This window comes from Nocardia coffeae (assembly GCF_019890715.1).
Classification (GTDB): Bacteria; Actinomycetota; Actinomycetes; order Mycobacteriales; family Mycobacteriaceae; genus Nocardia; species Nocardia jiangxiensis.
In genome coordinates this window covers 898,014-922,501 of record NZ_JAINZY010000002.1, presented here as the reverse complement: position 1 = coordinate 922,501, position 24,488 = coordinate 898,014, and the positions used below count along the sequence as shown (strand labels likewise).

Sequence of the window (24,488 nt, the reverse complement as noted above, 5' to 3'; positions counted from 1 at the left end):
GCCCACCCGGTCAGTCGGCGGCGATCGCCTGCTCGCGCGCCCAGCGATAGTCCGCTTTGCCGACCGGGCTGCGCACGATCGCGGGACGGAACACGACGACTTTCGGAAGCTTGTACCGCGCAATCGATTTCGCGGCGTGGGCGATGAGCGCCGCCGGGTCCGGGTCGGTGCCGTTCTCGGGCGCGACGATCGCCACGACCTCTTGGCCCCAGCGTTCGCTGGGCCGTCCCACCACCACGACATCGGCGACGTCGGGGTGGGAGGAGATCGCCATCTCGACCTCTTCGACGAAGATCTTCTCCCCGCCGGAGTTGATCGTCACCGCGTCGCGGCCGAGCAGTTCGATCGAGCCGTTGGCCAGATGACGGGCCCGGTCCCCGGGCAGGACGTAGCGGCGGCCATCGATGGTCGGGAAGGTCCGGGCGGTCTTGGCCGCGTCGCCCTTGTAGCCCAGGGGCGTGAAGCGGCGCTGGGCGAGCCAGCCGATGCCGTCGTGACCGGGCTCGAGCACCGCACCGAAGTCCTCGGCGACCACGCAGGTGTCGACACCGGCGGCGAAGGTCCCGGTGGAGACCAGTCCGGCGGCCGAGACGTGATGCATCTGCGCACCGGTCTCCGAGGCTCCGACGGCGTCGAGCACGACCAGGTTCGGGACCGCTTCGATCCACCGCTGTTTGAGCGCCGGGCTCAGCACCGCGCCGCCGTTGGCCAGCGCCACCAGTGAGGACACATCGGCGGAGGTGGATTCGATCGCGGCCAGGATCGGGCGCGCGACCGCGTCGCCGACCACGATCACGATCGAGACCTTTTCGCGTTCGATGGTGCGCACCACGTCCTCGGGATCGACATGATCGGTGATCGAGGCGAAGATGATCGTCTGCCCGGTGGTCATCGCGGTCAGCACCGCCCACTGTGCCGCGCCGTGGATCAGGGGCGGCAGAATCATCAGATCGACCCCCGGGTTCGCCGCGGCCCGCTGCCCGACCTCGGCGGCGGATTGCACGAGCGCGCCGGTGTTGTTGTCCCGGCCGCCGCACGCGGCCATGAAGATGTCGTACTGCCGCCACAGCACCCCCTTCGGCATCCCGGTCGTGCCCCCGGTGTACAGCACGTACAGGTCGTCCGGGGAGGGTTCGGGCAGGTGCGGGTCCGGTGCGGCCTCGGCCAGGACGTTCTCGTAATCGACTGCGCCGGGCAGCAGTTCGTTACCCGAGTCGTCGGCGATCTGGATGAGCACGCGCAGCCGGGGAAGGTCGGCGATCAGCGGGGCCAGGCGCGGCGCGAACGCGGCGTGGTAGATCAGCGCGGTGGCGCCGGAGTCCTCCAGGAGCTGGCGCAGTTCGTTCTCGACGTAACGGTAGTTCACGTTGAACGGCGCCACGCGCGCCCGGAAGGAGCCGATGAGGCTCTCGACGAACTCGTGTCCGTTGTAGGCGTGGATCCCGAGCAGATCCTGGCCGACCTCGTGGCCCGCGAGTCCGGAACGTTCTGTGTGACAACCGAGTCCGCGTTCGCGTAGATATCCCGCCAGTCTCCGGGACCGCTCGGCGATCTGGGCGTAGGTGTGGCGCTGTTCTCCCTGCACCACCAGTTCGCGATCGGGCAGCGCTGCCGCGGCGGCGTCGGCCGCGGCGACGAGGGTCAGTGCTGTTGTCGAGAGGTCGGGCTCGGCGGCGGAGCGAGACAACGGTGCCTCCTTGGGGTCGCTCGCCCGCGTGGGCAGGCGGATTCGGGCTGAGATTGCGATGGGTCGTGTCGGCGCGCACGCGCTGGTTTCTGGCAACGGCTATCGGTCGGCGGTCGCGCGCAGGCGCCGGGCTCCGGCGAGCCGGCGGCGGGTGCGCCGGTGCGCGCGCGACAGCATCAGTTCGGTCGACCGGCGGATCAGGTCGCCGAACGGCGGTGCGGCACGTGCGGTGATCAGGAACGGCAGATCGCTCCCGACGACCGTGCGGTAATGGGTGAAGGTGTCGAAACCGGCTTTGCCGCGATAGGCCCCCATCCCGCTGTGTCCCACTCCCCCGAACGGCGCATCCTCGGGAAACATGTTGAGTGCGAAGTCGTTTCGCGAGACGCCCCCGCTGCGCGTGCGCCGGACGAAGGCGCGGAAGTCCGCGTCGGCGGGCCCGTACCAGTAGGCCACGAGCGGGGCCGGATCCGCGTCGAGCCGGGTGATCACATCCTCGAGCGAGGAGTAGGTCCGCACGAGCAGAACCGGGCCGAAGACCTCCTCGGCGGCGATGGCCATCTCGTCGGTGACCTCGCCGACGATGGTCGGAGACACCTTGTGCGACAACGGATCCGGCGCGTCCTCTCCTTCGGGTATCACCTGCGTGATCCGGGCTCCGCGGCTGCGCGCGTCATCGATGAGCCCCACGATGCGGTCGTAATTGGCCTGATCGACCGCCGCGGTGTAGTCCTGGTTCTGCGCGATGGCCGGGAACAGCTTGCCGAATGCCTCCTGTGCCGCGGCGGTGAATTCCTCGGCTCGCCCGTGGGGAACGTAGACGCAGTCCGGGCTCACGCAGACCTGTCCGCCGTTGACCATGCGTGCTCGCGCGATGCGAGCCGCCGCGCGGGCGATGTCCACATCGGGTGCGACGACGACCGGATTCTTGCCGCCCAGCTCCAGGGTGACCGGCACCAGATGGGCCGCGGCGGCCTGCTGCACCAGCCGGCCCACCCGTGTCGAGCCGGTGAAGAACAGGTGGTCGAACGCGAGTCCGGCGAACGCGGCCGCGACGTCCGGGCCGCCGGTGACGACCGCGAGTTCGTCCGTGCCGAAGTATCGCGGCGCGAGTGTCCGGGTGAGTTCGGCTGTGCGCGAGGTGATCTCGGACATCTTGAGGATCACCCGGTTGCCCGCCGCGAATGCGGCCGCGGCGGGTGCGATCACGAGCTGGAGCGGGAAGTTCCAGGGCCCGATGATGCCGACGACCCCCAGCGGCGTCGGCTCCACTCGGGCGTTGATCCCGTACAGCCGGGCGATCGGTTTCGGGTTGCGCGGCCGCATCCAGCGCGCGAGGTGTGAGCGGGTGTGTTCGATGCTCGAGAGCATCCCCATGATCTCGGCGAACAGGATTCCCGTGCGTGAGCGCGTTCCGAAGTCCTGCGCGAGCGCCTCGACGTAGTCGTCCAGATTGTCCAGCACCAGGGCCAGCAGACGGTCGATCCGGTTGCGCCGCAACGCCGCCGACGGCGGCCCAGCATGCCGGTGCGCCCGGCGCTGCAGCTCGAGCAGGGCGGCCGGATCCACGGGCTCGGCGGCGGCATCATCGGCCATCGGCCCGATGGCGTGTCTGGTCATTCGTGTCGTCTCCTGGTAGGGCTCAGCCGAGTTCGAGTGGGCCGTGGTGGATCACGTCCGCCAGCTGTGCCAGCTCGATACCGTTGTCTTTCGTCGCCGCCAGGCACGCGGCCACATCCTTGCGCAGGTAGGGCGCTGCCATGCGTTCGAACTTCGCCAGTCCTCCGGTGCGGTGAATCGACTCGGCCGCATAACTGCGGGCGCTGCACGCCAGCAGGGCGCCCAGCAGCTCCTGGTCACCGATCCCCAACTCCCGCCCCACTTCCGCGGCTGCGGCGACCAGTTGGGCGTTGGCCGCGAACAGCGCGTTGTTGATCAGCTTCACGCTCAGCGCACTGCCCAGCGCGCCGGTCGCGACGATGGTGTCCGCGTAGGACTCGAGCACCGGGCGCACTCGTTCGGCCGATGTCGCCGGACCGCCCAGCAGTACGGTCAGGTGCCCGGCGGCGATGTCCTCGGCGGAGCCGCTGACCGGCCCGTCGAGCAGTACCGGCCCCTCGGGATGCCCGGCGGCCAGGTCCTGCACGGTGGCCATGGTTCCGGTGGTGTGCGAGACGACCACGCACTCCGTGCTCGCCGCGGCCAGCACTCCCGAGGGCCCGTCCAGGACCTGTACGAGCTGTTCGTCGGAGAACACGCAGACGATGACGATATCGCCGGCGGCGGCCTCGACGACCGAACCGACGATCTGCGCACCGGCCGCCGCCATCCGCTCGCGCACCGATGCCCGGCGAGCGAACAGCTTCACCCGATGGCCTGCCTCGAGCAACCTCGAGACCATCGGCTCGCCCATCTGCCCGGCCCCGATGAACCCGACAACCTGCGACATCCGCGTGCTCCTCACCAGCTCCGAACCGGGCGTAAACGCGTACCGCGAAGCTAGACAGTGATGAATCCAGTAAGACTGACTGTAACATCGAACAGCCCGCTGGACAGCTGGATTCAGTGAGATACAGTTGCTCTTACAATAACTACGACGACAGTCCCGTTCACCAGGCCGATCCGCATCGCCTCGAGGGGTGGACGCGCTACGGTTCCCGCAGTGATCGAAACAGGCGCCGCATCAGGAGGGCACGTGACCGGACGACTCGAGGACAAGGTCGTATTCATCACCGGGGCCGCACGCGGTCAAGGACGCGCGCATGCGGTGCGGATGGCGAACGAGGGAGCCGACATCATCGCCGTCGATATCGCCGGGCCGTTGCCCGCGGCGGTCCCGTACGACTCCGCCACCCCCGACGATCTGGCCGAAACCGCACGCCTGGTCGAGAAGACCGGCCGCCGCATCGTGACCGCGCAGGCCGACACCCGGGACCTCGTCGGCCTGCGCCGGGCGGTCGAGCAGGGCGTCGCCGAGTTCGGGCGCCTGGACGTCATCGTGGCCAATGCCGGTATCTGCATCCCCGAGGCGTGGGACGCGATCACCCCGGACTCGTTCCGCGATGTCATCGACGTCAACGTCGTCGGAACGTGGAATACGGTCACCGCGGGCGCGCAGCACATCATCGACGGCGGGCGCGGGGGTTCGATCATCCTGATCAGCTCCGCCGCGGGAATCAAGATGCAGCCCTTCATGGTCCACTACACCGCGAGCAAACACGCCATCACCGGCATGGCCCGGGGCCTGGCTGCGGAGTTGGGCAAGCACTCCATCCGCGTCAACAGTGTGCACCCCGGCGCGGTGAACACACCCATGGGCGGCGGCGATATGGTCGCGAGCCTGGGCCGCGCCCTGGAAACCAATCCCGCACTGGCACAGATGATCACACCGTTCCTCCCGGCCTGGATCGCCGAGCCTGAGGATGTCGCGGCGACGGTCTGTTGGCTGGCCTGCGACGACGCGCGTTTCGTCACGGCCGCGCAGATCGCGGTCGACCTCGGGTCGACCCAGTACTGATCCCCACGCCCTGGAAGTGACCGGCGCTTCCGGTGACCTAGCGAAGAGAGAACGACGCCATGCCCCGAGCTGTGATCTGTGAGCCCGTCCGCACCCCGATCGGGCGTTACGGCGGGGTGTTCCGTTCGCTCAGCGCGGTCGAACTCGGCGTCACCGCACTGCGCGGACTGCTCGAGCGCACGGGTATCGAACCGGATGTCATCGACGATGTGGTGCTCGGGCACTGCTACCCCAACAGTGAGGCACCGGCCATCGGCCGGGTCGTCGCGCTGGACGCAGGGCTGCCGACCACGGTGGGCGGGATGCAGATCGATCGGCGGTGCGGCTCGGGTCTGCAATCGGTGATCCAGGCCGTACTGCAGGTGCAGAGCGGGGCCAGCGAGGTCGTGGTGGCCGGTGGCGTGGAGAGTATGAGCAACACCGCCTTCTATTCGCTGGATATGCGATGGGGTGGCGCGCGCACCGGGGTTCGGATGCACGACGGTCTGGCCCGCGGGCGCGAAACCGCCGGCGGGCGCCATCATCCGGTGCCCGGGGGCATGCTGGAGACCGCCGAGAATCTGCGGCGCGACTACCACATCTCGCGCGAGGAACAGGACCGCCTGGCGGTCCGCTCGCATCAGCGCGCGGTGGCCGCCGCCGATTCCGGTGCGAGCGCGGACCAGATCATCCCGACCGCCGTGCCCACGCGCGGCGGTGTGAACATCGTCGACACCGATGAGCATCCGCGCGCGGACACCACCGTGGAAGCGCTCGGCAAGCTCACACCGATTCGCGCACAGATCGATCCGGAATCCACGGTGACAGCGGGCAATTCCAGCGGGCAGAACGATGCCGCGTCGATGTGCCTGGTCACCACCCGCGAGCGGGCCGAGCAGCTGGGATTGACGCCGCTGGTCGGACTGCGATCCTGGGCTGTGGCCGGAGTGCGCCCGGAGGTGATGGGCATCGGTCCGGTCCCGGCCACCGAGGCCGCCCTGCAACGCGCGGGCCTGAGCTTGGCCGAGGTGGACCTGATCGAGCTGAACGAGGCGTTCGCCGCGCAAGCTCTTGCGGTACTGCGCGAATGGAAGTTCGGCGAGTCCGATCTCGAGCGGACCAACGTGCACGGTTCCGGTATCTCCCTGGGGCATCCGGTCGGCGCCACCGGTGGCCGGATGCTGGCCACGCTCGCCCGGGAAATGCATCGGCGCGAGCTGCGCTACGGTCTGGAGACGATGTGCATCGGCGGCGGTCAGGGACTTGCCGCGATCTTCGAGCGGGTGAGCTGAACGATCACCGCCCAACCATCGGCCCCACGGAACGGATACCACTGGTGAAACTCGCACAGACCCACGGCCTGACCGAAGCGCAGACCGAAATCCTCGCCGCCGTCCACACTTTCGTGGAGCGGCAGATCATTCCGGCCGCGGCCGAGCTCGAGCGCACCGACACCTATCCGCAGTCCATCGTGGACCGGATGGCCGAGATGGGCCTGTTCGGGCTGATGATTCCCGAGGAATACGGCGGCCTGGGCGAATCGCTGCTCACCTACGCCCTGTGTGTCGAGGAACTCGCCCGGGGCTGGATGAGCGTTTCGGGCGTGATCAATACCCATTTCATCGTCGCCTACCTGCTCACCCATCACGGCACCCAGGAGCAGAAGCGCCGGTTGCTGCCGCGCATGGCGACCGGTGAGGTGCGCGGCGCGTTCTCCATGTCCGAACCCGAACTCGGCTCGGACGTCGCGGCCATCCGCACCAAGGCCGTTCGCCAGGATGACGGCGATTACCGCATCACCGGGCGCAAGATGTGGCTGACCAACGGATCGACCGCGAATCTCGTCGCGGTGCTGGTCCGCACCGACGAGGGGCACGAGCGCCCGCACGACAACCTGACCGCCTTCCTGATCGAGAAGCCCACCGGACTGGGCACGGTCGCCCCCGGTCTGACGGTGCCGGGCAAGATCCACAAAATGGGGTACAAGGGCATCGATACGACCGAGCTCCTACTCGAGGACTACGCCGCGGCGCAGGACACCGTGCTGGGCGGGCGTCCCGGCGCGGGATTCAAGCAGATGATGGACGGTATCGAGGTCGGCCGGGTCAATGTCGCCGCCCGCGCCTGCGGAATCGCGGTGCGCGCCTTCGAACTCGGCGCGCGGTACGCCCAGCAGCGCCAGACCTTCGGCAAACCGATCGTCGATCACCAGGCGATCGGCTTCTCCCTCGCCGAGATGGCCACCAAGGTCGAAGCGGCGCACCTGATGATGGTCAATGCCGCCCGGCTCAAGGACTCGGGCGAGCGCAACGACGTCGCGGCCGGTATGGCGAAATATCTGGCCAGCGAATTCTGCAACGAGGTCACCCAGGCGAGTTTCCGCATTCACGGCGGCTACGGGTATTCGATCGAATACGAGATCGAGCGGCTGATGCGCGAGGCCCCGTTCATGTTGATCGGTGAGGGCACCAGCGAGATTCAGAAGCGGATCATCAGCAAGGGTGTGCTGCGCGATTACCGGATCTGAGTGCGGCACATCTTTCGTGGTGCGGGCCGCACCACGAAAGATGGTGGTATCAGGTGAAATCCGATCCGCCGTCCACGTTGACGTTCGCTCCGGTCATATAGGAGTTGAGCCGCGAGGCCAGGAAGGTCACCACCGGCCCGATCTCCTCGGGCCGGCCTGCGCGCGGCATCTGCGCGGGATGGCCGTAGTGCTTGCCGATCAGCGACATCAGTTCATACGGGTCGTCGCTGTGCACGCCGACCGAGTTCGCCCAGTCGACCAACCCGGGTGTCACGAAGGTGCCCGGTGACACGACGTTCACCGGGATCTCCTCCGGCGCCAGCAGCAGCGACAGGTTCTTCGAGGCGCTGGTGACCATGGCCTTGGCCGCGGTGTAGGCAGCGAGCGGGATGCTCTGGCGCTGGGTCGAATGCGCCGAGAAGTTCACGATGCGTGCCCATTGGGCCGCGCGCAGCAGCGGCAGCGCCGCGCGAACACATCGGACCATCGAGAGCACTCCGTCGTCGACCGCCTCGTGCCACTGACTGTCGGTCAGTAGATCGAACCGGCCCTGCACATAGGGACCTACTGCGTTGACCAGGACATTCAATTGCCCGCCCCACCGCTGTGCCAGTTCGCCGAACGCCGCTTCCACCTGCGGTGTCTCGCGCACGTCGGCGACCAATCCGACCACGTCCGGGCTGCCCCGTCGCACCAGATCCTGTTCGGCACGGTCGAGATCGGCGCGCGAGCGCCCCAGCACACACACCCGCGCTCCCTCCTGCGCCAGGCTGCGCGCTGTGGCCAGCCCCATTCCCCGGCTACCGCCGACAACGACCGCAGCCGCATTCCGCAAGCCCAGATCCATTGCGCCACCATCCTTTTCTCACATCATCGAACGTGCCGGACACGCGCTGTATCCATTGCGCCCCGGGGCTGTGCCTGGCAGAGTCCACCGATCCGCGGCCGCCGCGAAGGCATCCTGCTGACCACCCGCCTCGAAGTGCTCGAAAGACTTCGCCTCTCGGCGCGGCCACCTGTGGGCGGCGCTGGGCCGGAAGTGGTCGGTCAGCAATCCGAATCTGCTGCGCCACAACATCTCCGATGACGGGCGAAATTCACGCGAACCTCATGCGGGCTCGTTCCCGCGCTGACCGAATCGGGCACCGGCCAGACTGCTCGGCGCGGTGGCGACCGCGCTCGCCACCGCCGTGCACAGCACGACGTCGTCGAGCAGCAGTCGGGCGGTCGACTCGATGGTTCGCTCACCGACCACCCGCTCGATGTCGAAGCGCAGTTCGGTGAGCAGTGGCGTCGGGCGTCGATAGGTCATCTGCAGTGAGCGGGTCTTCCCGGCCGGGCCGGTGGCGCAGTTCTGATGCTGGATGACGCAGTCGAAGAAGACCGCCAGGAATCCACCGTGCACCAATCCTGGCGGGCCTTCGAAGGGAATCGGGAAGTTCACAGTGCCACAGGCTGTCTCGGCGTCGACGCGGTCGAACCGGTACTCCGGGAAGCACGGGTTGTAGGCCCCGATGTCGAAGGCGTGGTCCAGATAGATCCGCCGGGACTCGCCGGAGTCCGGGCCGATGCGCGGTGCGAGGTCGGCCGGGGCCGCCGCGGCGAGCTCGCGCTCCCACCGCGCGAGCTGCGTGAGCATCTCCGCGACCGTCTCGTGCGGGTGTTCCAGCGCGAGCAGTAGCCCGCTGAGCCGTCGCATCGCGCTCGCGGCCAGCTGTGTCTGTTCCAGCGGCCGCGCGCCGAATTCCTTGCGCGACGGACTGTCCGGATCGTTGTTCGCCATGCGCCCTCCTTCGCCCGGCACGCTTGCGTGCGTCATGTACAAAGCACAACGGTATCGTATACCGTACTAGTGACAGTATGCTCTGCGAGATGTGGGTGAGGCCGTGAGTCGTGAGTCCGAATCCGCCCCGGGCGGGACCGTTGCGGTCCACCGCGAGAACGATGTCCTGCATCTGGTGATCGACCGGAACGAGCGCCGGAACTCACTCAGCGCGGCGATGGTCGACACGCTGGTGGCGAACCTGACCGACGCGGCATCGGATCCGGCGCTGCGAGCGATCCATCTGGGCGCGAACGGGAAGGATTTCTGCTCCGGAGTGGACTGGGTCGCCACAAACGACAGCGACGCACCGCGCCCGCGCACCGGCGATCTGGTCCGGCGCATCCCGCACACCTCACACCGGATCATCGAGTTGCTGCACACCATCCAGCTTCCGGTCGTGTGCAGTGTGCGCGGCTGGGCGGTCGGGATGGGCTGCAATATGGCGCTGGCCGCGGACTTCACCGTGGCCGCCGAGGACGCGGTGTTCTGGGAGCCGTTCCTGACCCGCGGTTTCAGCCCCGATTCCGGATCGACGTGGCTGCTGCCCCGGCTGATCGGTCTCACCCGCGCCAAGCGCATGCTGCTGCTGGGTGAGAAGGTGAGCGCGGCCGACGCCGCGAACTGGGGCCTGATCGATCGCTGCGTTCCCGCCGCCGACCTGGACACCAGCGTGCGCGCCGTGCTCGACCAACTCGCCGCGGGCCCCACCGTCGCCATCGGACTCGCCAAACAGGCGATGGCCTTCGCGCAGCACGCCACGCTCCCCCAGGCCATGAACCAGGAACTCTACGATCTCGAATTATCGTGCCGGACATCTGATTTCAAGGAAGGTCTGGCCGCATTCCGTGAGCGGCGCGAACCCGGTTTCCGTGGTCACTGAGTTGCACGGAATACCCATGTCACCCGAATCGAGGCATCGTCGATGAGCAGTGAGACACCGCGCCCGGAACTGGTCGTCGGCACGGCCCGGCCCGGATTCGAGACCATCGGTCTCGAGGTGCACGAGCAGGACCGGGTCGCCACGATCACGCTGAATCGTCCGGACCGGCTCAATGCGTTCGATCGGACGATGTGCACGGAGATGGCGCGGGCGTGGCAATTGCTGCGCACCGACGACTCGGTGCACGCCGTCGTGCTGCGCGCGGCGGGAACCAGGGCCTTCAGCGCCGGTCTGGACATCAAGAAATCCTACGGTCAGCCGGAGGGCGTGTGGCATCACGAGGATCCGGGGGAAGCACTGAGCCCCAAATGGCAGAAGATGTGGAAGCCGGTGGTGTGCGCGGTACAGGGTATGTGCACCGCGGGCGGGTTCTATTTCGTCAACGAGGCGGATGTGGTGATCTGCTCGCCCGAGGCGACGTTCTTCGATTCACATGTCTCGGCCGGGCTGGTCTCGGCGCTGGAGCCGATCGGACTACGACGCCGGATCGGCTTGGGTGAGACATTGCGCATCGCGCTGATGGGCAACGACGAACGGGTCGGAGCCGACACCGCGCTGCGGATCGGATTGGTGTCGGAAGTGGTTCCGGTAGCGGACCTTTGGGCACGAGCCCACCAGATCGCGAGCACCATCGCCGCCAAGCCGCCGTCCGCGACCCAAGGCACCGTGAAGGCGATCTGGGAGTCGCTCGACAAGCCGTACCGGGCCGCCCTGGATCAGGGGCTCATCTACACCCGGCTCGGGAATCCGCTGGGCACGGCGGAATTGGCGGCCCAGGGCGAACGTGACAGAAACGACCGGCCCGAACCGAGGATTCGCTGATGACAGATCCGGACGTATCCGAAACATCAACCGGCACCGACACTCTCGCATCCCTGCTACGCCACCGGGCGCGCGAGCGCGCCGACCACGCACTGTTGATCTGCGATGCCGATCGACTGACCTACGCCGACGCCGACCAACGCTCCGCCGAACTCGCCCGCGAGCTCGTCACGCTCGGAGCCGGGAAGGGCACCCATGTGGGCCTGCTCCATCCGAACGGACCGGAGTTCGCCGTCGGCGCATTCGCCGCGGCCCGGATCGGCGCGGTGGTCGTCCCCTTCTCCACCTTCTCGACCGCCCGGGAACTGCGCGAACAGCTGGTGCACAGCGATATTCGTATTCTGCTCGCCGCCTCCGCGTACCGGTCACACGATTACGTGCAGCGGCTGACCGAGGTACTCGGCCATACCGAGCGGGACGCTGCGGGCCGGCTGTTCAGTCCACTGGTGCCACAGTTGCGGCACATCGTCGTCACCGCCCGCAATGCCACGCGGACACCGCATCCCGGCTTCCCGTTCGGTCCGCGGGCCCACAGCGCTGACCAGGACGATGCCCTACTCGCGGCGATGGCGGACGACGTCGATGGTTGCGATCCGCTCTCGATCGTCTACACCTCGGGATCCACGAGTGCACCCAAGGGCGTCGTGCACACCCACGCCGCCCTGCTCGGACACCAGCGCAACCTCAACGCGATCCGCGAACTGACCGACGCGGACGTGCTGTTCTGCAACTCGCCGTTCTTCTGGATCGGCGGCTTCGCCTTCGGCCTGCTGGCCACACTGGTCGCCGGATCGAGCCTGGTGTGTTCCAACGCCACCGACCCGGCCGCCACCCTGGATCTGCTCGAGCGCGAGAAACCCACCGTGACCAATGGTTTCGCGGCCGGGATCGCCCATCTCGCCCGGCATCCCAGTTTCGCCGCACGCGATCTGTCCTCGATGCGGCGCGGCAACCTCTACCCCGTCATGCCCGCGGAACTGCGGCCCCGCGACAGCGAGCTGCGGCACAACATGCTCGGCATGACCGAGGCCGGAAGCGTGGTACTGCTCAGCGGCGACGAGTCCGATCAGCCCGAGCACCGACGCGGCTCGTTCGGAAAACCCGCACCCGGATTCGAGGTCGAGATCATCGATCAGGACACCGGAACACCGGTGGTCGGCGGCGAGATCGGCGAATTACGCTTCCGTGGGCCCTATGCGATGCAGGGTTATCACAAACGCCGCTACGAGGAATGCTTCGATCCGGACGGCTGGTTCCGCACCGGCGATCTGGCCCGGACCGACGCCGAGGGCTTCGTCTACTTTCTGGGCCGCAGTGGCGCGATGATCAAGACCGCGGGCGCCAACGTCTCTCCGGGCGAGGTCCAGAAGGCGATCACCGACATCACCGGTGGCGCCGCGTACGTCTTCGGGCTGCCCCACCCGGACCGCGGACAGGTGGTGGCCGCGGTTCTCACGGTCGAGGATCCCGCGACGTTCAAGGAGTCCGCGTTGCGGGAGAAATTGCGCAATCAACTGTCCGCGTACAAGATTCCCGCGCGCATCGCCGCGGTGAGGACGGCGGACATCCCGCTGATGTCCAGCGGGAAAGTGGACCCGCGCCGATTGAAGAAGGTCTTCGATGACTGAGAACGACGTCGCGACCACGATGGACGCGGTGGTGCGGGCACGCGCCGCCGAACACCCGGCCGCGGAGATGGTCATCGACCCGAAGACCCGGCTCACCTACGCCGAACTCGACCGCACCACAGCGCATCTGGCGGGCGTGCTGGTGGCCGCGGGCGTCGGCAAAGGCTCCCGCGTGGGTCTTCTGATGCCGAACAGTGCGCAGTGGGTGCAGATCGCCGTCGCCGTGACACGCATCGGCGCCACGCTCGTGCCATTGAGCACACTGTTGCGCCCACCGGAACTACGGACCCAGTTGCAGGTGGGCTCGGTGCAGTACCTGATCGCCGTGGATCAGTTCCGTGGCCGCAATTACCTTGCGGAGCTGGAGATCTCACCCACGAGCGACCGGATCTTGTCCGACCCGCGACTTCCGGCGCTGCGGCACGTGCTGAGCACCTGCGAACTCACCGAGGCCAGCGCGCCGTCCTACGCGGAGGCTGTCGCCGAGGCGCTGACCGCGACGGTGACACCTGCCGATCCCCTGGCCATCATGTTCACCTCGGGCAGCCGCGGCGTGCCCAAGGCGGTCATCCACTCGCACGGCAACGCGTTCGCCGCGGTCCGATCCGGTCTGTCGGCTCGCCTCATCGACCACACCACACGGCTGTATCTGCCGATGCCGTTCTTCTGGGTCGGCGGGTTCGGCGGCGGAGTGCTGTCGGCGTTGCTGGCAGGTGCGACGCTGGTGACCGAGGGCATCCCCGCGCCGGAGACCACACTGCACCTGTTGCGGCGCGAGCGGGTCAACCTCTTTCGCGGCTGGCCCGATCAAGCGGAATCCCTGGCGCGACAGGCGAATGCGCTCGGTGTCGCGGTGCCGCCGTTGCGGGCGGGAAGCCTGCCCGCACTGCTGCCCGAGCACCTGCGCGCACAACCGGGCGCGCGCGCCAACCTGTTCGGCATGACCGAGTCGTTCGGCCCCTACTGCGGCTATCGGGCCGATACGGATATGCCTCGATCGGCCTGGGGCAGCTGCGGGCGGCCGTTCGAGGGTATGGAGGTGCGCATCGCCGATCCCGACAGCGGTGCGCCCGTCTCGACGGGAACCGTGGGAGTCATCGAGCTGCGCGGGCCACATATGTTGCGTGGCATGTGCCGCCGCGGCCGCGCGGAGCTGTTCACGATCGATGGTTTCTATTCGACCGGCGATCTGGGCCATCTCGATGCCGAGGGTTTCCTGTTCTATCACGGACGATCCGATGACATGTTCAAGGTCAGCGGCGCCACCGTCTACCCCGGCGAGGTGGAGGCCGCACTGCGCACCCTGCCCGGTATCTCCGCCGCGTTCGTCACGAATATCACTGGCGCACAGGGTGATCGAGTCGCCGCCGCGGTCGTGTGCGATACCGCGGCGACAACGACCGAGCGCCTGCGGACCGCGGCGAAGTCGGTACTGAGTTCGTTCAAGGTGCCCTCGGTGTGGTTGCTGCTGGACTCGGACGACAGCATTCCGCGCGGCAGCACCGGCAAGATCGACATTCTCGGACTGCGCACGCTGCTCACGCCACACCCGTGAGCGAGGGGTCCTCGCGACATCGCCGCCGCCTCAGCGAGCGGCGGCGCCGGTTGCCGATCATCGTTTTCCACTACCGAGCGATTGTCCGGCAATCTCATCGAACTCGCCCGATTCACGACGCCGAGTTTCCCGCCGAAACGCCTGTGCGGCCGCAACCGAGTGATGTATCGTAGGCCACACTGTAAGAGCAATAGTTAGACGCTTGATCAACTCGGCCCTGCATCGTCCGCAGCACCCGAGCAGTCCGCTGGAGGATCGATGCATCCGGAACGACTGAATGCTCCTGTCCGGGAAATAGGCCAGTTCTTCGCCATGGTCGCCGACGTCGGGCGCGGCCTTGTCACCACCAGATTCCGGATGAGCGAATTCGTCGAGCAAGGATGGATGCTCGCACGCGTCTCGCTACTTCCCACGGTTCTGGTCGCGGTGCCGTTCACCGTGCTGGTGAGTTTCACGCTCAATATCCTGCTGCGCGAAATCGGCGCCGCCACCATGAGCGGGGCCGGCGCCGCATTCGGCGCGGTCACCCAGGTCGGGCCGATGGTGACCGTGCTGATCGTCGCGGGAGCCGGAGCGACCGCCATGTGCGCGGACCTGGGCTCTCGGGTGATCCGCGAGGAGATCGACGCGATGCAGGTTCTGGGCATCGATCCGATTCAGCGGCTGGTGATTCCGCGGGTGGTGGCCTCCACGATGGTCGCGGTCCTGCTCAACGGCCTGGTGTGCGCGATCGGAATCGCGGGCGGATTCCTGTTCTCGGTCCAGTTGCAGGGCGTGAATCCCGGCGCGTTCGCTTCGGGCATCACATTGCTCACCGGCGCAACGGAATTGGGCATATCAGCGGTCAAAGCGCTGCTGTTCGGCATGATCGCCGGACTGGTCGCCTGCTACCGCGGACTGTCGGTGTCGGGCGGCCCCAAGAGCGTCGGACAGGCGGTCAACGAAACCGTGGTCTACGCATTCATCGCGCTGTTCGTGGTCAACACCGTGGTCACCGCCGTCGGCATCCGGATCTCGGGGAAGTGATGATCGTGTATATCTCCGACACCGGGAAATTCGTCCACGCACGGCGGCGACTACAGCGCTGGGACGCCGCGATCGATACCCTGGGCGCGCGACTCGTCTTCTACGCCAAGGCGATCGTGCACATTCCCGGCGCGGTCGTGAGTCATCCCGGCGAAACCCTGCGTCTGGTCGCGGAGATCAGCATGGGCAGTGGCGCGCTGGCGATGATCGGCGGCACCGCCGCGATCGTGGGCTTCATGACCCTGGCCACCGGAAGCACCATCGCCATCCAGGGCTACAGCTCACTGGGCAATATCGGTATCGAAGCGCTCACCGGATTCCTGTCCGCGTTCATCAATGTGCGCATCGCGGCCCCGGTCATCGCGGGAATCGCGCTGTCGGCGACGCTCGGCGCGGGAGCGACCGCACAGATCGGGGCCATGCGCATCGCCGAGGAGATCGATGCCCTGGAATCCATGGCGATCCGGCCGGTCCCGTATGTGGTCAGCTCGCGCATCGCGGCCGGGATGATCACGATCGTCCCGCTCTACGCACTGGCTCTGGCCGCATCCTTCGTCGCGGGGCGGTTCACCACCGTGGTGATCTTCGGGCAGTCCTCGGGACTGTACGACCACTATTTCTCCACCTTCCTGAACCCGGTGGACGTGATGTGGTCGTTCATTCAGGCGATTCTGATCGCACTGCTGGTCATGGTGATCCACACCCACTACGGCTTCACCGCCTCGGGTGGTCCGGCCGGAGTCGGATCCGCGGTGGGGCGAGCGGTGCGGATGTCCTTGATCCTGGTCGTGCTGGTCGTGCTGCTGGTCTCGCTCGCCCTGTACGGCGGCAACGGCAATTTCCACCTTTCCGGATAGGATCGACATGCGTCTGTTGCGTTGGGCGACACCGAAATTCGTCGTCCTGGGACTTCTCGCCGCGATCGTGGGCACCGGGTGGACCGTGTGGTCGAGTTACCAGGAGCGTTTCGACGATTGGGCGAACGTGACCCTCGTGGCCGACCGGGCCGGGCTCGTCATGGACCGGGGCGCGCGCGTGGCCATGACCGGCGTGCAGGTCGGCGAGGTCACCGCGATCGACTACCGGGGCGAACGTGCCCGGCTGACCATGCGGCTGCACCGCTCGGCACTGGCATCGATCCCGGCCGATGTCACCGCACAGATCACCTCCACCACCGTATTCGGCGCGAAATTCGTCAGCCTCGACGCACCGGCCACCCCGGCCACCGCACGCTTGGCACCCGGCGCGACGATCGACATCTCGCACGTCACCGTCGAACTGAACACGGTGTTCGAACAACTCACCACCTTGCTGAGGGCGGTGGACCCCACACAGCTCGATGCCACGATGGGGGCGTTGGCCGCCGCGCTGCAGGGCCGCGGCGAGCGCCTGGGCGCCGCGGTGGACCACGCCTCCGGTGTGCTGGCCGAACTCGACGCCGCCGATCCCGGGATCGCGCACTTGCTGCGCACGACCGCGCCGACCGCACAGTTGTACGGCGACATCGCTCCGGACCTGATGCGCACCCTCACCTCGCTCACCACGACCAGCACGTCGATCCTCGATCAGCAGCGGCAACTGGCGGGCACCCTGTCGAGCGCGACCGCCCTGGCCGATCAAGGCTCGGACCTGTTGAACCACAACGGTTCCGCGCTGGCCGCCACACTGCACCGGTTCGCGCCCACCAGTGCGTTGCTCGCGCTGTACTCACCGGAGATCCCGTGTCTGTTCCAGGGCATCACCGCCAGTAACAAGACCAACCCGATGGCCTACGCGGGACAGCCCGGAGTCAAGATGTACGCGGGCCTGATCCCGGGCGTCACGCCGTATCAGTACCCGAAGGATCTGCCCAAGGTCGCCGCGACCGGCGGTCCGCACTGTCTGGGGCTGCCCTACACCGATCCGGTACATCCGGTGCCGTACGTGGTGACCGATACCGGGGTGAATCCGTTCGACCCGTCACGTCAGGGCATCGGACTGCGCCAGCCCGACATCCTGAGCTACCTGTTCGGGTTGGGCGGTCGGCGATGAATCGTTCCGCGCTGGTCAAACTCGGCATCTTCGTCGTGGTCATGCTGCTGGTCAACGGCGCGATGATCCTGGTCTTCACCCAGGTGAATTCGGGCAACGCGCACACCTATCACGCCGTGTTCACCGATGCCTCGGGCATGCATCCCGGCGCCAAGGTCCGCATCGCGGGCGTACCCGTCGGCACGGTCGACGCGGTCGAGTACGGCTCCGATCACCGTGCCCACGTGGACTTCTCGATCAACACCGACGATCGCCCCACGATCTCCACCCGCGCGGCGATCCGCTACGAAGATCTCATCGGCAACCGCTACCTCGAATTGCAGCGCGGCCCGGATTCGACGCCGCTGCCCACCGGCGCCACCATCGCACCCCCGAACACCGCTCCGGCACTGGACCTGGACGCCCTGCTCGGCGGATTCCACCCGCTGCTGCAGGCGTTGGATCCCAAGCAGGTCAACGACTTGTCCCTGGCCCTGCTGCAGATCTTCCAGGGACGCGCGGGCACCATCGCCGAGGTGCTCGAGCGGGTCGGGTCGGTGACCGCCACCCTGGCCGACCGGGATCAGGTCATCGGCAGGGTGATCACCAACCTCGACACCGTCCTGGGTGCAATCGCCTCGCGTGGTGACCAATTCGGCAGCACCCTGGATCATCTGCAACAACTCGTCTCGGGCCTGGCCGCGGACCGCGGCATTCTGGGGCACGCGGTCGACACCCTCGACAACGCCACGCAGACCTTCTCGGGCCTGCTGTCCGATGTGCGGCCCGATCTGTCGGCGACCATCAACGGGATGGACGCGGCGCTGACGCCGAGCGTGAATCACATCAACGATCTCGACGGCGTGCTCAACGCGCTGCCCGACGACTACCGCAAGCTGACCCGCACCGGCGCGTACGGATCGTTCTTCAACTTCTACATGTGCGGGCTGTCGCTGAAAGTGGACGGCCCGGACGGCAGCCCCAAGGTCATCCAACTCACCGACCAGAAGACCGGAAGGTGCGCACCGCCGAAATGAGACGACTCTCGCACTCCAGGGCCGGCCGCGTCGGAATCGTCGGGCTGGTCATGACCGTGGCCATCTGCCTGGTCGCACTGCAATTCGACCGAATCCCGATGCTCAACACCCCGACGCTCACGTATTCGGCGATGTTCTCCGACGCCAGCGGCCTGCTCACCGGTGACGACGTCTCCGCCGCGGGAGTCCAGGTGGGCACGGTCACCGATATCGCGGTGGACACCGGCCGCGCGAAGGTGAGCTTCAGCGTGAACAACGCTATCGCCCTGGGCAATTCGACCACCGCCGCGATAAAAACAACCTCCCTGCTGGGCAAGCGGGCGATCGAGATCACCCCGTCCGGCACCGGGCGGATGCGCCCGCACGGAGTGATCCCGATCGACCGCACCCGCTCCGGATACACCCTGCCCAACATCCTCAACGAGGCCACCGACGCCATTCGCGATATCGACCTCGGACAGCTGACCCAGGCCCTGAACAGCGCCTCGGATGTACTGACCGCCGCCGCACCGCAGGTGGGCCCGGCGCTGGACGGGATGAAACGTCTCGCCCAGACCGTCAACGAACGCGATCAGGCACTGCGCCAACTGCTCTCGGGCGCCCAGCAGGTGACCTCGGTACTGGCCGATCGCGCCCCGCAGGTGAACAAGCTGCTCCTGGACGGAAATACGCTCCTGGGCGAACTACAGGTCCGCAGCCAGGCCCTCGGCGGCCTCATCACCGGGATAACCCAACTGTCCCAGCAACTTTCGGGCATGGTGCACGAGGACAACGCCGCACTGACCCCCGCACTGAGCAAACTCGGACAGGTCCTGACATTGCTGAACAACAACCGCGACAACATCTCCCAGTCGATCCAGGGTCTGTCCACCTATATCGGCACCCTCGGTGACGCGGTCGCCAGCGGCCCGTACTTCTACGCCTACATCCAGAACCTGGTGCCCGGCGACTACACCCAGCCCCTGCTCAACACGGTGTTCGGCCTGCCGCCCGCACCCCTGCCGATCCCCCAGGTCAAATGATCACGCGCATCCGCACCGTCCTCGGGCGACGAACCGAGCCACGCAATCCTCTCCGCCGCTGGATATTCCGCATCGGTGTCGGCGTCATCGTGCTCGCGGTGATCGCCACCGGCTACCACTTCGTACAGCAGTCGCGGTACTACACCGTCACCGCGCATTTCACCGGGACCAACGGCCTCTACGCCGGCGACCAGGTGCGCGTGGTCGGGGTGAAGGTCGGCACCGTAAAGAGCATCGACGCCGAGGGCACCTCGCTGACCGTGCGGATGCGCATCCCCCGATCGCTGCGGCTGCCCGGCGATGTGAAGGCCGTGGTGATGGCGCAGAGTCTGGTCGCTGCCCGGTTCATCCAGCTGACCCCGGCATGGACCGGCGGACCCGATGCCGGGCACGATGTCGACATCCCGTTGAGCCGCACCGCGGTCCCGGTCGAATGGGACCAGGTCGAACAGCAGCTGAGCCGGGTCACCACCGCGCTCGCACCCACTGCCGCGGACCCGAAAGGCCCCGGTGCCCGGTTCCTCGGGTCGGCCGCCGCGGCCCTGGACGGCAACGCAGACGCGTTGCGCGCCACCCTGCAACAGCTTTCGGCGACCATGGCGACCGTGTCCGCGGGAAGTACGGACCTGTTCGGCACGGTGCGCAATCTGCAGGCGTTCACCACCGCGCTGGCCGCCAGCGACCAGCAGATCGTCGTGTTCCAAGGGCGGCTCGCGACCGTCAGCGGGGTACTCGCGGGCAACCACGACCAGCTCGCCTCCGCGTTGACCACCCTGGACAGCGCCATCGGCGACATCCAATCGTTCGTGACCACGCACCGCGACGGCATCACCACCCAGGTGAAGCAACTCTCCGACGCGACAGGAACCCTCCTCTCCCAACGCAATGCACTGGAGACGGTCCTGCATCGCGCGCCCACCGCGCTGTCGAACTACTACAACACCTACAACCCGGGACAGGGCGCGATCACCGGTGTGCCGGGATTCCCGAACTTCGCCAACCCCATCAACTTCCTGTGCGGCTCGATCGCCGCGGTCTCGAATGCCACATCCGACCAAGGAGCGAAGCTGTGCGCGCAATATCTCGGGCCGCTGCTGAACACGCTGCGGATGAACTACCCACCGGTCTCGATCAACCCGACCATCGGCACCGGCTCCGGACCCGGTCAGCTGGTGTACAGCCCGCCCTCGCTCGAACACCTGCTGCTACCGGGACAACCGAAATGAGCCGCCCCCGCCGCCACCTGCGACCCGCAGCGCTCGCATGCGCGATTACCTTGTGTGCCACGCTGTCCGGCTGTCAGTGGACCGGTTTGAACTCGCTGCCACTGCCCGGCACGAAGGGGCACGGGCCCGCCGGCTATCACGTCACGATCCAGATGCCCGACGTCACCACCATCACCCCGAACTCCCCGGTCATGGTGCGCGATGTGGAGGTCGGCTCGATCACCGCGATCACCACCGAGAACTGGCACGCCAAGGTCACCGTCACCCTCGACCGCGCCGCGATACTGCCCGCCAACGCGACCGCCAAGATCGGACAGACCAGCCTGCTGGGCGCCACCCACATCGACCTGTCCGCACCACCGGACCCGCACGGCACACTCACCGACGGCAGCGTGATCCCCTTGCAGCGCGCGGGCGACTACCCGACCACCGAGCAGACCCTCGCGGCCCTGTCCATGGTGCTCGGCAACGGCGGCCTGGGCAATCTACAGACCATCATCGCCGAAACCGACAAAGCCCTGGCCGGACATCAGGATTCGGTCGGCAAGGTGATCGATGAGATGAATTCACTACTGGGCGAAGTGGATTCGCAGCGCAACGCCATCACCACCACCCTGGACGGGCTGGACCGGTTCTCCGCGGCGGCCGCGAAGGACAACGACTCGATCAGCAAAGCCCTCTCGGCCATCTCCCCGGCTGTGGACGTGCTGAACCAGCAGCGCGGGGATCTCACCACGACCCTCGCCGCGCTGACCCGCTTCGGCGCGGCCGGAACCGCACTGATCCAGCAGACCCAGGGGGACCTCGAGCAGACCCTCGCCGGACTGGTTCCGTTGCTGCAGAAGATCTCTGAGGCCGGTGACGATCTGGTCGGCAACATCCACCAGCTCGCCACCTTCCCGTTCCCGCCGGTCGCGGTGCAGAACGGGATTCGCGGGGACTACATGAACCTGTGGGCCGAGGCGGATCTCACTCTGGCGCGACTGCGACAGGGCCTGCTGTTCGGCACGCCACTGGCCCCACCGGACCCCAGTGCGCCCGTGAGGAACGGCCGATGAAACTCTCGCCTCTGGTTCGCACGCAGCTGATCATCTTCACGATCGTCTCACTCGTGTCGACCGTCTTCACCGGCATCTATTACCTGCGGATTCCCGCCGCGCTGTCCATCGGGAGATACCACGTCACCGTCGAGCTGCCCACAGCCGGCGGGCTGTATCAGAGCGCGAATGTCACCTACGACGGTCACACCATCGGGCGGGTCACGTCGGTCGACCTGCACCCGAACGGTGTGAGAGCCACACTGTCGCTGATCGATTCGGTGCGAGTGCCCAGCGCTCTGACCGCCCGGGTGCGTTCGATGTCGGCGATCGGTGAGCAGTACGTGGACCTGCAGCCCAGCAGCAACACCGGACCCTACCTGCACGACGGATCCACCATCCCGGTCAATCAGGTTCGCGTCGCGGACCAGATCGGCCCCATCCTGGACCAGACCCGCACCATTCTCGCATCACTGCCGCCGGGCACCCTGCACTCGGTACTCGATCAGGCAGCACGCGCACTCGGCGGCGAAGGCGGGGACCTGGCCCAAATGCTGGACTCGACAACGAATTTCGTCGACGCCCTCGCCGCCAACGGCAACGCGCTGGTCACTCTGGTGCAGCAGCTCACGCCGCTGCTGAACACCCAACTGGTCAGCAGCACCGAAATTCGTTCCTGGGCACAGAATCTCGCCGATCTGACCGACCAGCTCCGCACCGCCGACCCCGCGGTGCGGGACATCCTGCAACGCGGCCCCGCCGCGGCCGACCAAGCCGATCAACTGTTCCAGCAACTCGCACCCACACTGCCGCTACTGCTGACGAACATGACCACCCTCGGCCAGGTCGCACTGACCTACAACCCGGCCATCGAGCAGGTCCTGGTCCTGCTGCCGCCGCTGATCGCCGGGGAGAACACCGCAGGCAAACGCGGCGTCCCGGACGGCGCGGTCAATGTCGTGTTCTCCGTGGAGGTGCAGGACCCCGCGGCGTGCACCACCGGATATCTGCCCGCGAACCAGCGCCGGATGCCCACCGACACCGGATCGCCCGCCACACCCAGCGACCTGTACTGCAACGTCCCGCAGAATTCCCCCTTCGCGGTGCGCGGCATGCGCAACCTGCCGTGCCTGAACAATCCGGGCGTGCGCGCGGCAACCCCCGAACAGTGCCTGCACGGCGCGCGCCCGCCCAGCGGCGACAACAACCCCGGCGAAATCGGCCCCACACCCGCAGCCGCTGCCCCACCGCATCCCGCGGCGGCCCACACCACGACACCGGCGCCCGCAGTCGCGCACTACCTGCCCGACACACCCCTGTACCTCACCCCGGACGGAACCGCCTACCGGCACATCGAGATCGGCCCGAATTCCCCACCAGCCCAACAGGACCCGGCATGGACACAACTGTTGACCGCCCCGATTCCCTGACCCCCGGCGCAGCCTCGGGCACGGCACTCGCGACACCACCGCGGCGACGCAAGGCGACCCGGCCCACCGGACCTCCCGCAGAGCAGGGGGCAGCAAACCCGATCGCGGACCCTGACGAGACGCAAGTTTCCCTGCAGCCCAGCGATACCCAGCAGAACCGTGGCCTGCGAAACCGAATACTACGAACCCACCGACCGCGACTCGCACTGGGCCGCAGCAGTTTTCGCATCGCATGGGTTGCTGTAGCGGTGGTTGCCTTGGCCGCCGCGACCACCGTCGCGGCACTGGCATGGCGGCAACATCAGCAGATGACCGACGAGGCACAGCAGCAAGCCGCCATCGTCGACACGGCCAAGCAGGGCATCACGGCCCTGATCAACATCCGTGGCGACAACGCCGCCGCGGACTTGAACCGCCTGAACGAACTGACCACCGCACCGTTCTCCGACGAATTGCACAATCAGTCAGCGAATTACGTCAAGGCGATCCACGACGCCGACGTGCTGTCCACCGGCCAGGTGATCGCCGCCGGGATCGCGACCGACGACGGCACCGCCCGCGGCAGCGCGGGCACCACGGTGATCGTCGCCGCCGACGCACAGGTCACCGACCCTCAGAGCCATCAGCAGCAGCGCCGCTCGTACCGCTTCAGCGTGACCGTCAAGCAGGTCCACGGCGTCCGCAAAGTCTCCGATGTGGAGTTCGTGCCATGACCGAACAGCCCGTGCGCTACCGAACAGTATTGCGCCTCAGCATCATTCCCGTCCTGACCGCACTGATCATCACACTGACCGTCGCCGCCGTACTTCTGGTGCGCAACAACCAGCGCGACACCGCGACCGCCACCACCCGCCGCGACGCACCACAGGCCGCGCAGGAGACCGTCGCGAAGATGCTCAGCTACACCGCGACCACGGTCGGCAAAGATCTGACCGCGGTGCCCGGACTCACGGGCCCCTTTCGGGATCAGTACCGCGATCTGGTCACCAGGACGATCGTTCCGGTAGCCCAGGACAAGGGCGTCACGACCCGAGCACACGTGGTGTCCACCGGGATCCTGGCCGCCTCACCAGACCACATCACCCTGCTGATGTACATCGACCAGGTGACCGTGAGCACCGCGGTGCCCGCTCCGACCACCAGTTCCAGCCGCGTCAGCGTCACCGCCGAAAAGCACGGTAACCAGTGGCTGATCAGCGGCATCACCCCGCTGTAGCCGC

The 24,488-nt window shown here is 67.2% G+C and carries 22 protein-coding genes; 17 read left to right on the top strand and 5 right to left on the bottom strand.

Annotated elements, in window-relative coordinates; translation table 11 throughout:
* Positions 1–10 precede the first annotated feature (10 nt).
* From K7711_RS13315 to K7711_RS13305, 3 genes are all read right to left on the bottom strand, one after another.
* Complete coding sequence (locus K7711_RS13315) at positions 11–1,687, bottom strand: acyl-CoA synthetase (RefSeq protein WP_222969068.1); 1,677 nt, start codon at positions 1,685–1,687, stop codon at positions 11–13.
* 99 nt (positions 1,688–1,786) lie between these two features.
* Positions 1,787–3,283 carry an aldehyde dehydrogenase family protein gene (locus K7711_RS13310; protein ID WP_235747167.1) on the bottom strand — a complete coding sequence of 499 codons (1,497 nt, stop codon included), beginning with the start codon at positions 3,281–3,283 and terminating at the stop codon, positions 1,787–1,789.
* Positions 3,284–3,329: 46 nt separating this feature from the next.
* Entirely contained in the window at positions 3,330–4,136 is an 807-nt protein-coding gene (locus tag K7711_RS13305; protein WP_222969066.1) for an NAD(P)-dependent oxidoreductase, read from the bottom strand.
* Positions 4,137–4,382: 246 nt separating this feature from the next.
* On the opposite strand from K7711_RS13305, the gene K7711_RS13300 reads away from it, so the two are divergent.
* The 3 genes from K7711_RS13300 to K7711_RS13290 are packed head-to-tail and all read left to right on the top strand — an operon-like array spanning position 4,383 to position 7,710.
* Entirely contained in the window at positions 4,383–5,204 is an 822-nt protein-coding gene (locus tag K7711_RS13300; protein ID WP_222969064.1) for a mycofactocin-coupled SDR family oxidoreductase, read from the top strand.
* A gap of 59 nt (positions 5,205–5,263) precedes the next feature.
* On the top strand, positions 5,264–6,475 hold the full coding sequence (locus K7711_RS13295) for an acetyl-CoA C-acetyltransferase (RefSeq protein WP_222969062.1): 1,212 nt from the start codon (positions 5,264–5,266) through the stop codon (positions 6,473–6,475).
* A gap of 41 nt (positions 6,476–6,516) precedes the next feature.
* Entirely contained in the window at positions 6,517–7,710 is a 1,194-nt protein-coding gene (locus K7711_RS13290) for an acyl-CoA dehydrogenase family protein (protein WP_222969378.1), read from the top strand.
* Positions 7,711–7,759: 49 nt separating this feature from the next.
* On the opposite strand, the gene K7711_RS13285 is transcribed toward K7711_RS13290, so the two are convergent.
* Both K7711_RS13285 and K7711_RS13280 read right to left on the bottom strand, forming a co-directional pair.
* Positions 7,760–8,557: an SDR family NAD(P)-dependent oxidoreductase gene (locus K7711_RS13285; protein WP_222969060.1), complete on the bottom strand. Its 798-nt coding sequence runs from the start codon at positions 8,555–8,557 to the stop codon at positions 7,760–7,762.
* A gap of 261 nt (positions 8,558–8,818) precedes the next feature.
* Complete coding sequence (locus K7711_RS13280) at positions 8,819–9,493, bottom strand: hotdog fold domain-containing protein (RefSeq protein WP_222969058.1); 675 nt, start codon at positions 9,491–9,493, stop codon at positions 8,819–8,821.
* Positions 9,494–9,596: 103 nt separating this feature from the next.
* On the opposite strand from K7711_RS13280, the gene K7711_RS13275 reads away from it, so the two are divergent.
* The 14 genes from K7711_RS13275 (at position 9,597) to K7711_RS13210 (ending at position 24,484) form a co-directional block, all read left to right on the top strand.
* The gene (locus tag K7711_RS13275) at positions 9,597–10,415 is read left to right on the top strand and encodes an enoyl-CoA hydratase/isomerase family protein (protein WP_222969056.1); all 819 of its coding nucleotides are present in this window, start codon (positions 9,597–9,599) and stop codon (positions 10,413–10,415) included.
* A 42-nt stretch (positions 10,416–10,457) separates the two neighbouring features.
* Positions 10,458–11,297: an enoyl-CoA hydratase/isomerase family protein gene (locus K7711_RS13270; RefSeq protein WP_222969054.1), complete on the top strand. Its 840-nt coding sequence runs from the start codon at positions 10,458–10,460 to the stop codon at positions 11,295–11,297.
* Positions 11,297–12,925 carry a class I adenylate-forming enzyme family protein gene (locus K7711_RS13265; RefSeq protein ID WP_222969052.1) on the top strand — a complete coding sequence of 543 codons (1,629 nt, stop codon included), beginning with the start codon at positions 11,297–11,299 and terminating at the stop codon, positions 12,923–12,925. Before K7711_RS13270 ends, K7711_RS13265 begins: the two co-directional genes overlap by 1 nt.
* Positions 12,918–14,480, top strand: a complete 1,563-nt coding sequence (locus K7711_RS13260) for a class I adenylate-forming enzyme family protein (RefSeq protein ID WP_222969050.1) — start codon at positions 12,918–12,920, stop codon at positions 14,478–14,480. Before K7711_RS13265 ends, K7711_RS13260 begins: the two co-directional genes overlap by 8 nt.
* Before the next feature lie 258 nt (positions 14,481–14,738).
* The gene (locus K7711_RS13255; protein ID WP_222969048.1) at positions 14,739–15,506 is read left to right on the top strand and encodes an MlaE family ABC transporter permease; all 768 of its coding nucleotides are present in this window, start codon (positions 14,739–14,741) and stop codon (positions 15,504–15,506) included.
* 5 nt (positions 15,507–15,511) lie between these two features.
* On the top strand, positions 15,512–16,363 hold the full coding sequence (locus K7711_RS13250; RefSeq protein WP_308014682.1) for an ABC transporter permease: 852 nt from the start codon (positions 15,512–15,514) through the stop codon (positions 16,361–16,363).
* A gap of 7 nt (positions 16,364–16,370) precedes the next feature.
* On the top strand, positions 16,371–17,537 hold the full coding sequence (locus tag K7711_RS13245) for an MCE family protein (protein ID WP_222969046.1): 1,167 nt from the start codon (positions 16,371–16,373) through the stop codon (positions 17,535–17,537).
* The gene (locus tag K7711_RS13240; RefSeq protein WP_222969044.1) at positions 17,534–18,553 is read left to right on the top strand and encodes an MCE family protein; all 1,020 of its coding nucleotides are present in this window, start codon (positions 17,534–17,536) and stop codon (positions 18,551–18,553) included. The genes K7711_RS13245 and K7711_RS13240 overlap by 4 nt, the downstream gene beginning before the upstream one ends.
* The gene (locus K7711_RS13235; protein WP_222969042.1) at positions 18,550–19,575 is read left to right on the top strand and encodes an MCE family protein; all 1,026 of its coding nucleotides are present in this window, start codon (positions 18,550–18,552) and stop codon (positions 19,573–19,575) included. The genes K7711_RS13240 and K7711_RS13235 overlap by 4 nt, the downstream gene beginning before the upstream one ends.
* Positions 19,572–20,801, top strand: coding sequence for an MCE family protein (locus K7711_RS13230; RefSeq protein ID WP_222969040.1), 1,230 nt, complete (start codon positions 19,572–19,574; stop codon positions 20,799–20,801). Before K7711_RS13235 ends, K7711_RS13230 begins: the two co-directional genes overlap by 4 nt.
* On the top strand, positions 20,798–21,859 hold the full coding sequence (locus K7711_RS13225) for an MCE family protein (RefSeq protein WP_222969038.1): 1,062 nt from the start codon (positions 20,798–20,800) through the stop codon (positions 21,857–21,859). The genes K7711_RS13230 and K7711_RS13225 overlap by 4 nt, the downstream gene beginning before the upstream one ends.
* Complete coding sequence (locus K7711_RS13220) at positions 21,856–23,268, top strand: MCE family protein (RefSeq protein WP_222969036.1); 1,413 nt, start codon at positions 21,856–21,858, stop codon at positions 23,266–23,268. Before K7711_RS13225 ends, K7711_RS13220 begins: the two co-directional genes overlap by 4 nt.
* Positions 23,269–23,525: 257 nt before the next feature.
* On the top strand, positions 23,526–23,981 hold the full coding sequence (locus tag K7711_RS13215; protein WP_222969034.1) for an Rv1363c family protein: 456 nt from the start codon (positions 23,526–23,528) through the stop codon (positions 23,979–23,981).
* Positions 23,978–24,484, top strand: a complete 507-nt coding sequence (locus K7711_RS13210) for a hypothetical protein (RefSeq protein ID WP_222969032.1) — start codon at positions 23,978–23,980, stop codon at positions 24,482–24,484. The genes K7711_RS13215 and K7711_RS13210 overlap by 4 nt, the downstream gene beginning before the upstream one ends.
* Positions 24,485–24,488: the final 4 nt, after the last annotated feature.

What these genes read in the sequence shown, in the direction of transcription:
- K7711_RS13310 (WP_235747167.1), bottom strand. Translation starts at nt 3,283, where the DNA reads ATGGCCGATGATGCCGCCGCCGAGCCCGTGGATCCGGCCGCCCTGCTC.
- K7711_RS13285 (WP_222969060.1), bottom strand. Translation starts at nt 8,557, where the DNA reads ATGGATCTGGGCTTGCGGAATGCGGCTGCGGTCGTTGTCGGCGGTAGC.
- K7711_RS13230 (WP_222969040.1), top strand. Translation starts at nt 19,572, where the DNA reads ATGATCACGCGCATCCGCACCGTCCTCGGGCGACGAACCGAGCCACGC.
- K7711_RS13225 (WP_222969038.1), top strand. Translation starts at nt 20,798, where the DNA reads ATGAGCCGCCCCCGCCGCCACCTGCGACCCGCAGCGCTCGCATGCGCG.
- K7711_RS13280 (WP_222969058.1), bottom strand. Translation starts at nt 9,493, where the DNA reads ATGGCGAACAACGATCCGGACAGTCCGTCGCGCAAGGAATTCGGCGCG.
- K7711_RS13245 (WP_222969046.1), top strand. Translation starts at nt 16,371, where the DNA reads ATGCGTCTGTTGCGTTGGGCGACACCGAAATTCGTCGTCCTGGGACTT.
- K7711_RS13295 (WP_222969062.1), top strand. Translation starts at nt 5,264, where the DNA reads ATGCCCCGAGCTGTGATCTGTGAGCCCGTCCGCACCCCGATCGGGCGT.
- K7711_RS13270 (WP_222969054.1), top strand. Translation starts at nt 10,458, where the DNA reads ATGAGCAGTGAGACACCGCGCCCGGAACTGGTCGTCGGCACGGCCCGG.
- K7711_RS13235 (WP_222969042.1), top strand. Translation starts at nt 18,550, where the DNA reads ATGAGACGACTCTCGCACTCCAGGGCCGGCCGCGTCGGAATCGTCGGG.
- K7711_RS13260 (WP_222969050.1), top strand. Translation starts at nt 12,918, where the DNA reads ATGACTGAGAACGACGTCGCGACCACGATGGACGCGGTGGTGCGGGCA.
- K7711_RS13210 (WP_222969032.1), top strand. Translation starts at nt 23,978, where the DNA reads ATGACCGAACAGCCCGTGCGCTACCGAACAGTATTGCGCCTCAGCATC.
- K7711_RS13240 (WP_222969044.1), top strand. Translation starts at nt 17,534, where the DNA reads ATGAATCGTTCCGCGCTGGTCAAACTCGGCATCTTCGTCGTGGTCATG.
- K7711_RS13220 (WP_222969036.1), top strand. Translation starts at nt 21,856, where the DNA reads ATGAAACTCTCGCCTCTGGTTCGCACGCAGCTGATCATCTTCACGATC.
- K7711_RS13255 (WP_222969048.1), top strand. Translation starts at nt 14,739, where the DNA reads ATGCATCCGGAACGACTGAATGCTCCTGTCCGGGAAATAGGCCAGTTC.
- K7711_RS13305 (WP_222969066.1), bottom strand. Translation starts at nt 4,136, where the DNA reads ATGTCGCAGGTTGTCGGGTTCATCGGGGCCGGGCAGATGGGCGAGCCG.
- K7711_RS13265 (WP_222969052.1), top strand. Translation starts at nt 11,297, where the DNA reads ATGACAGATCCGGACGTATCCGAAACATCAACCGGCACCGACACTCTC.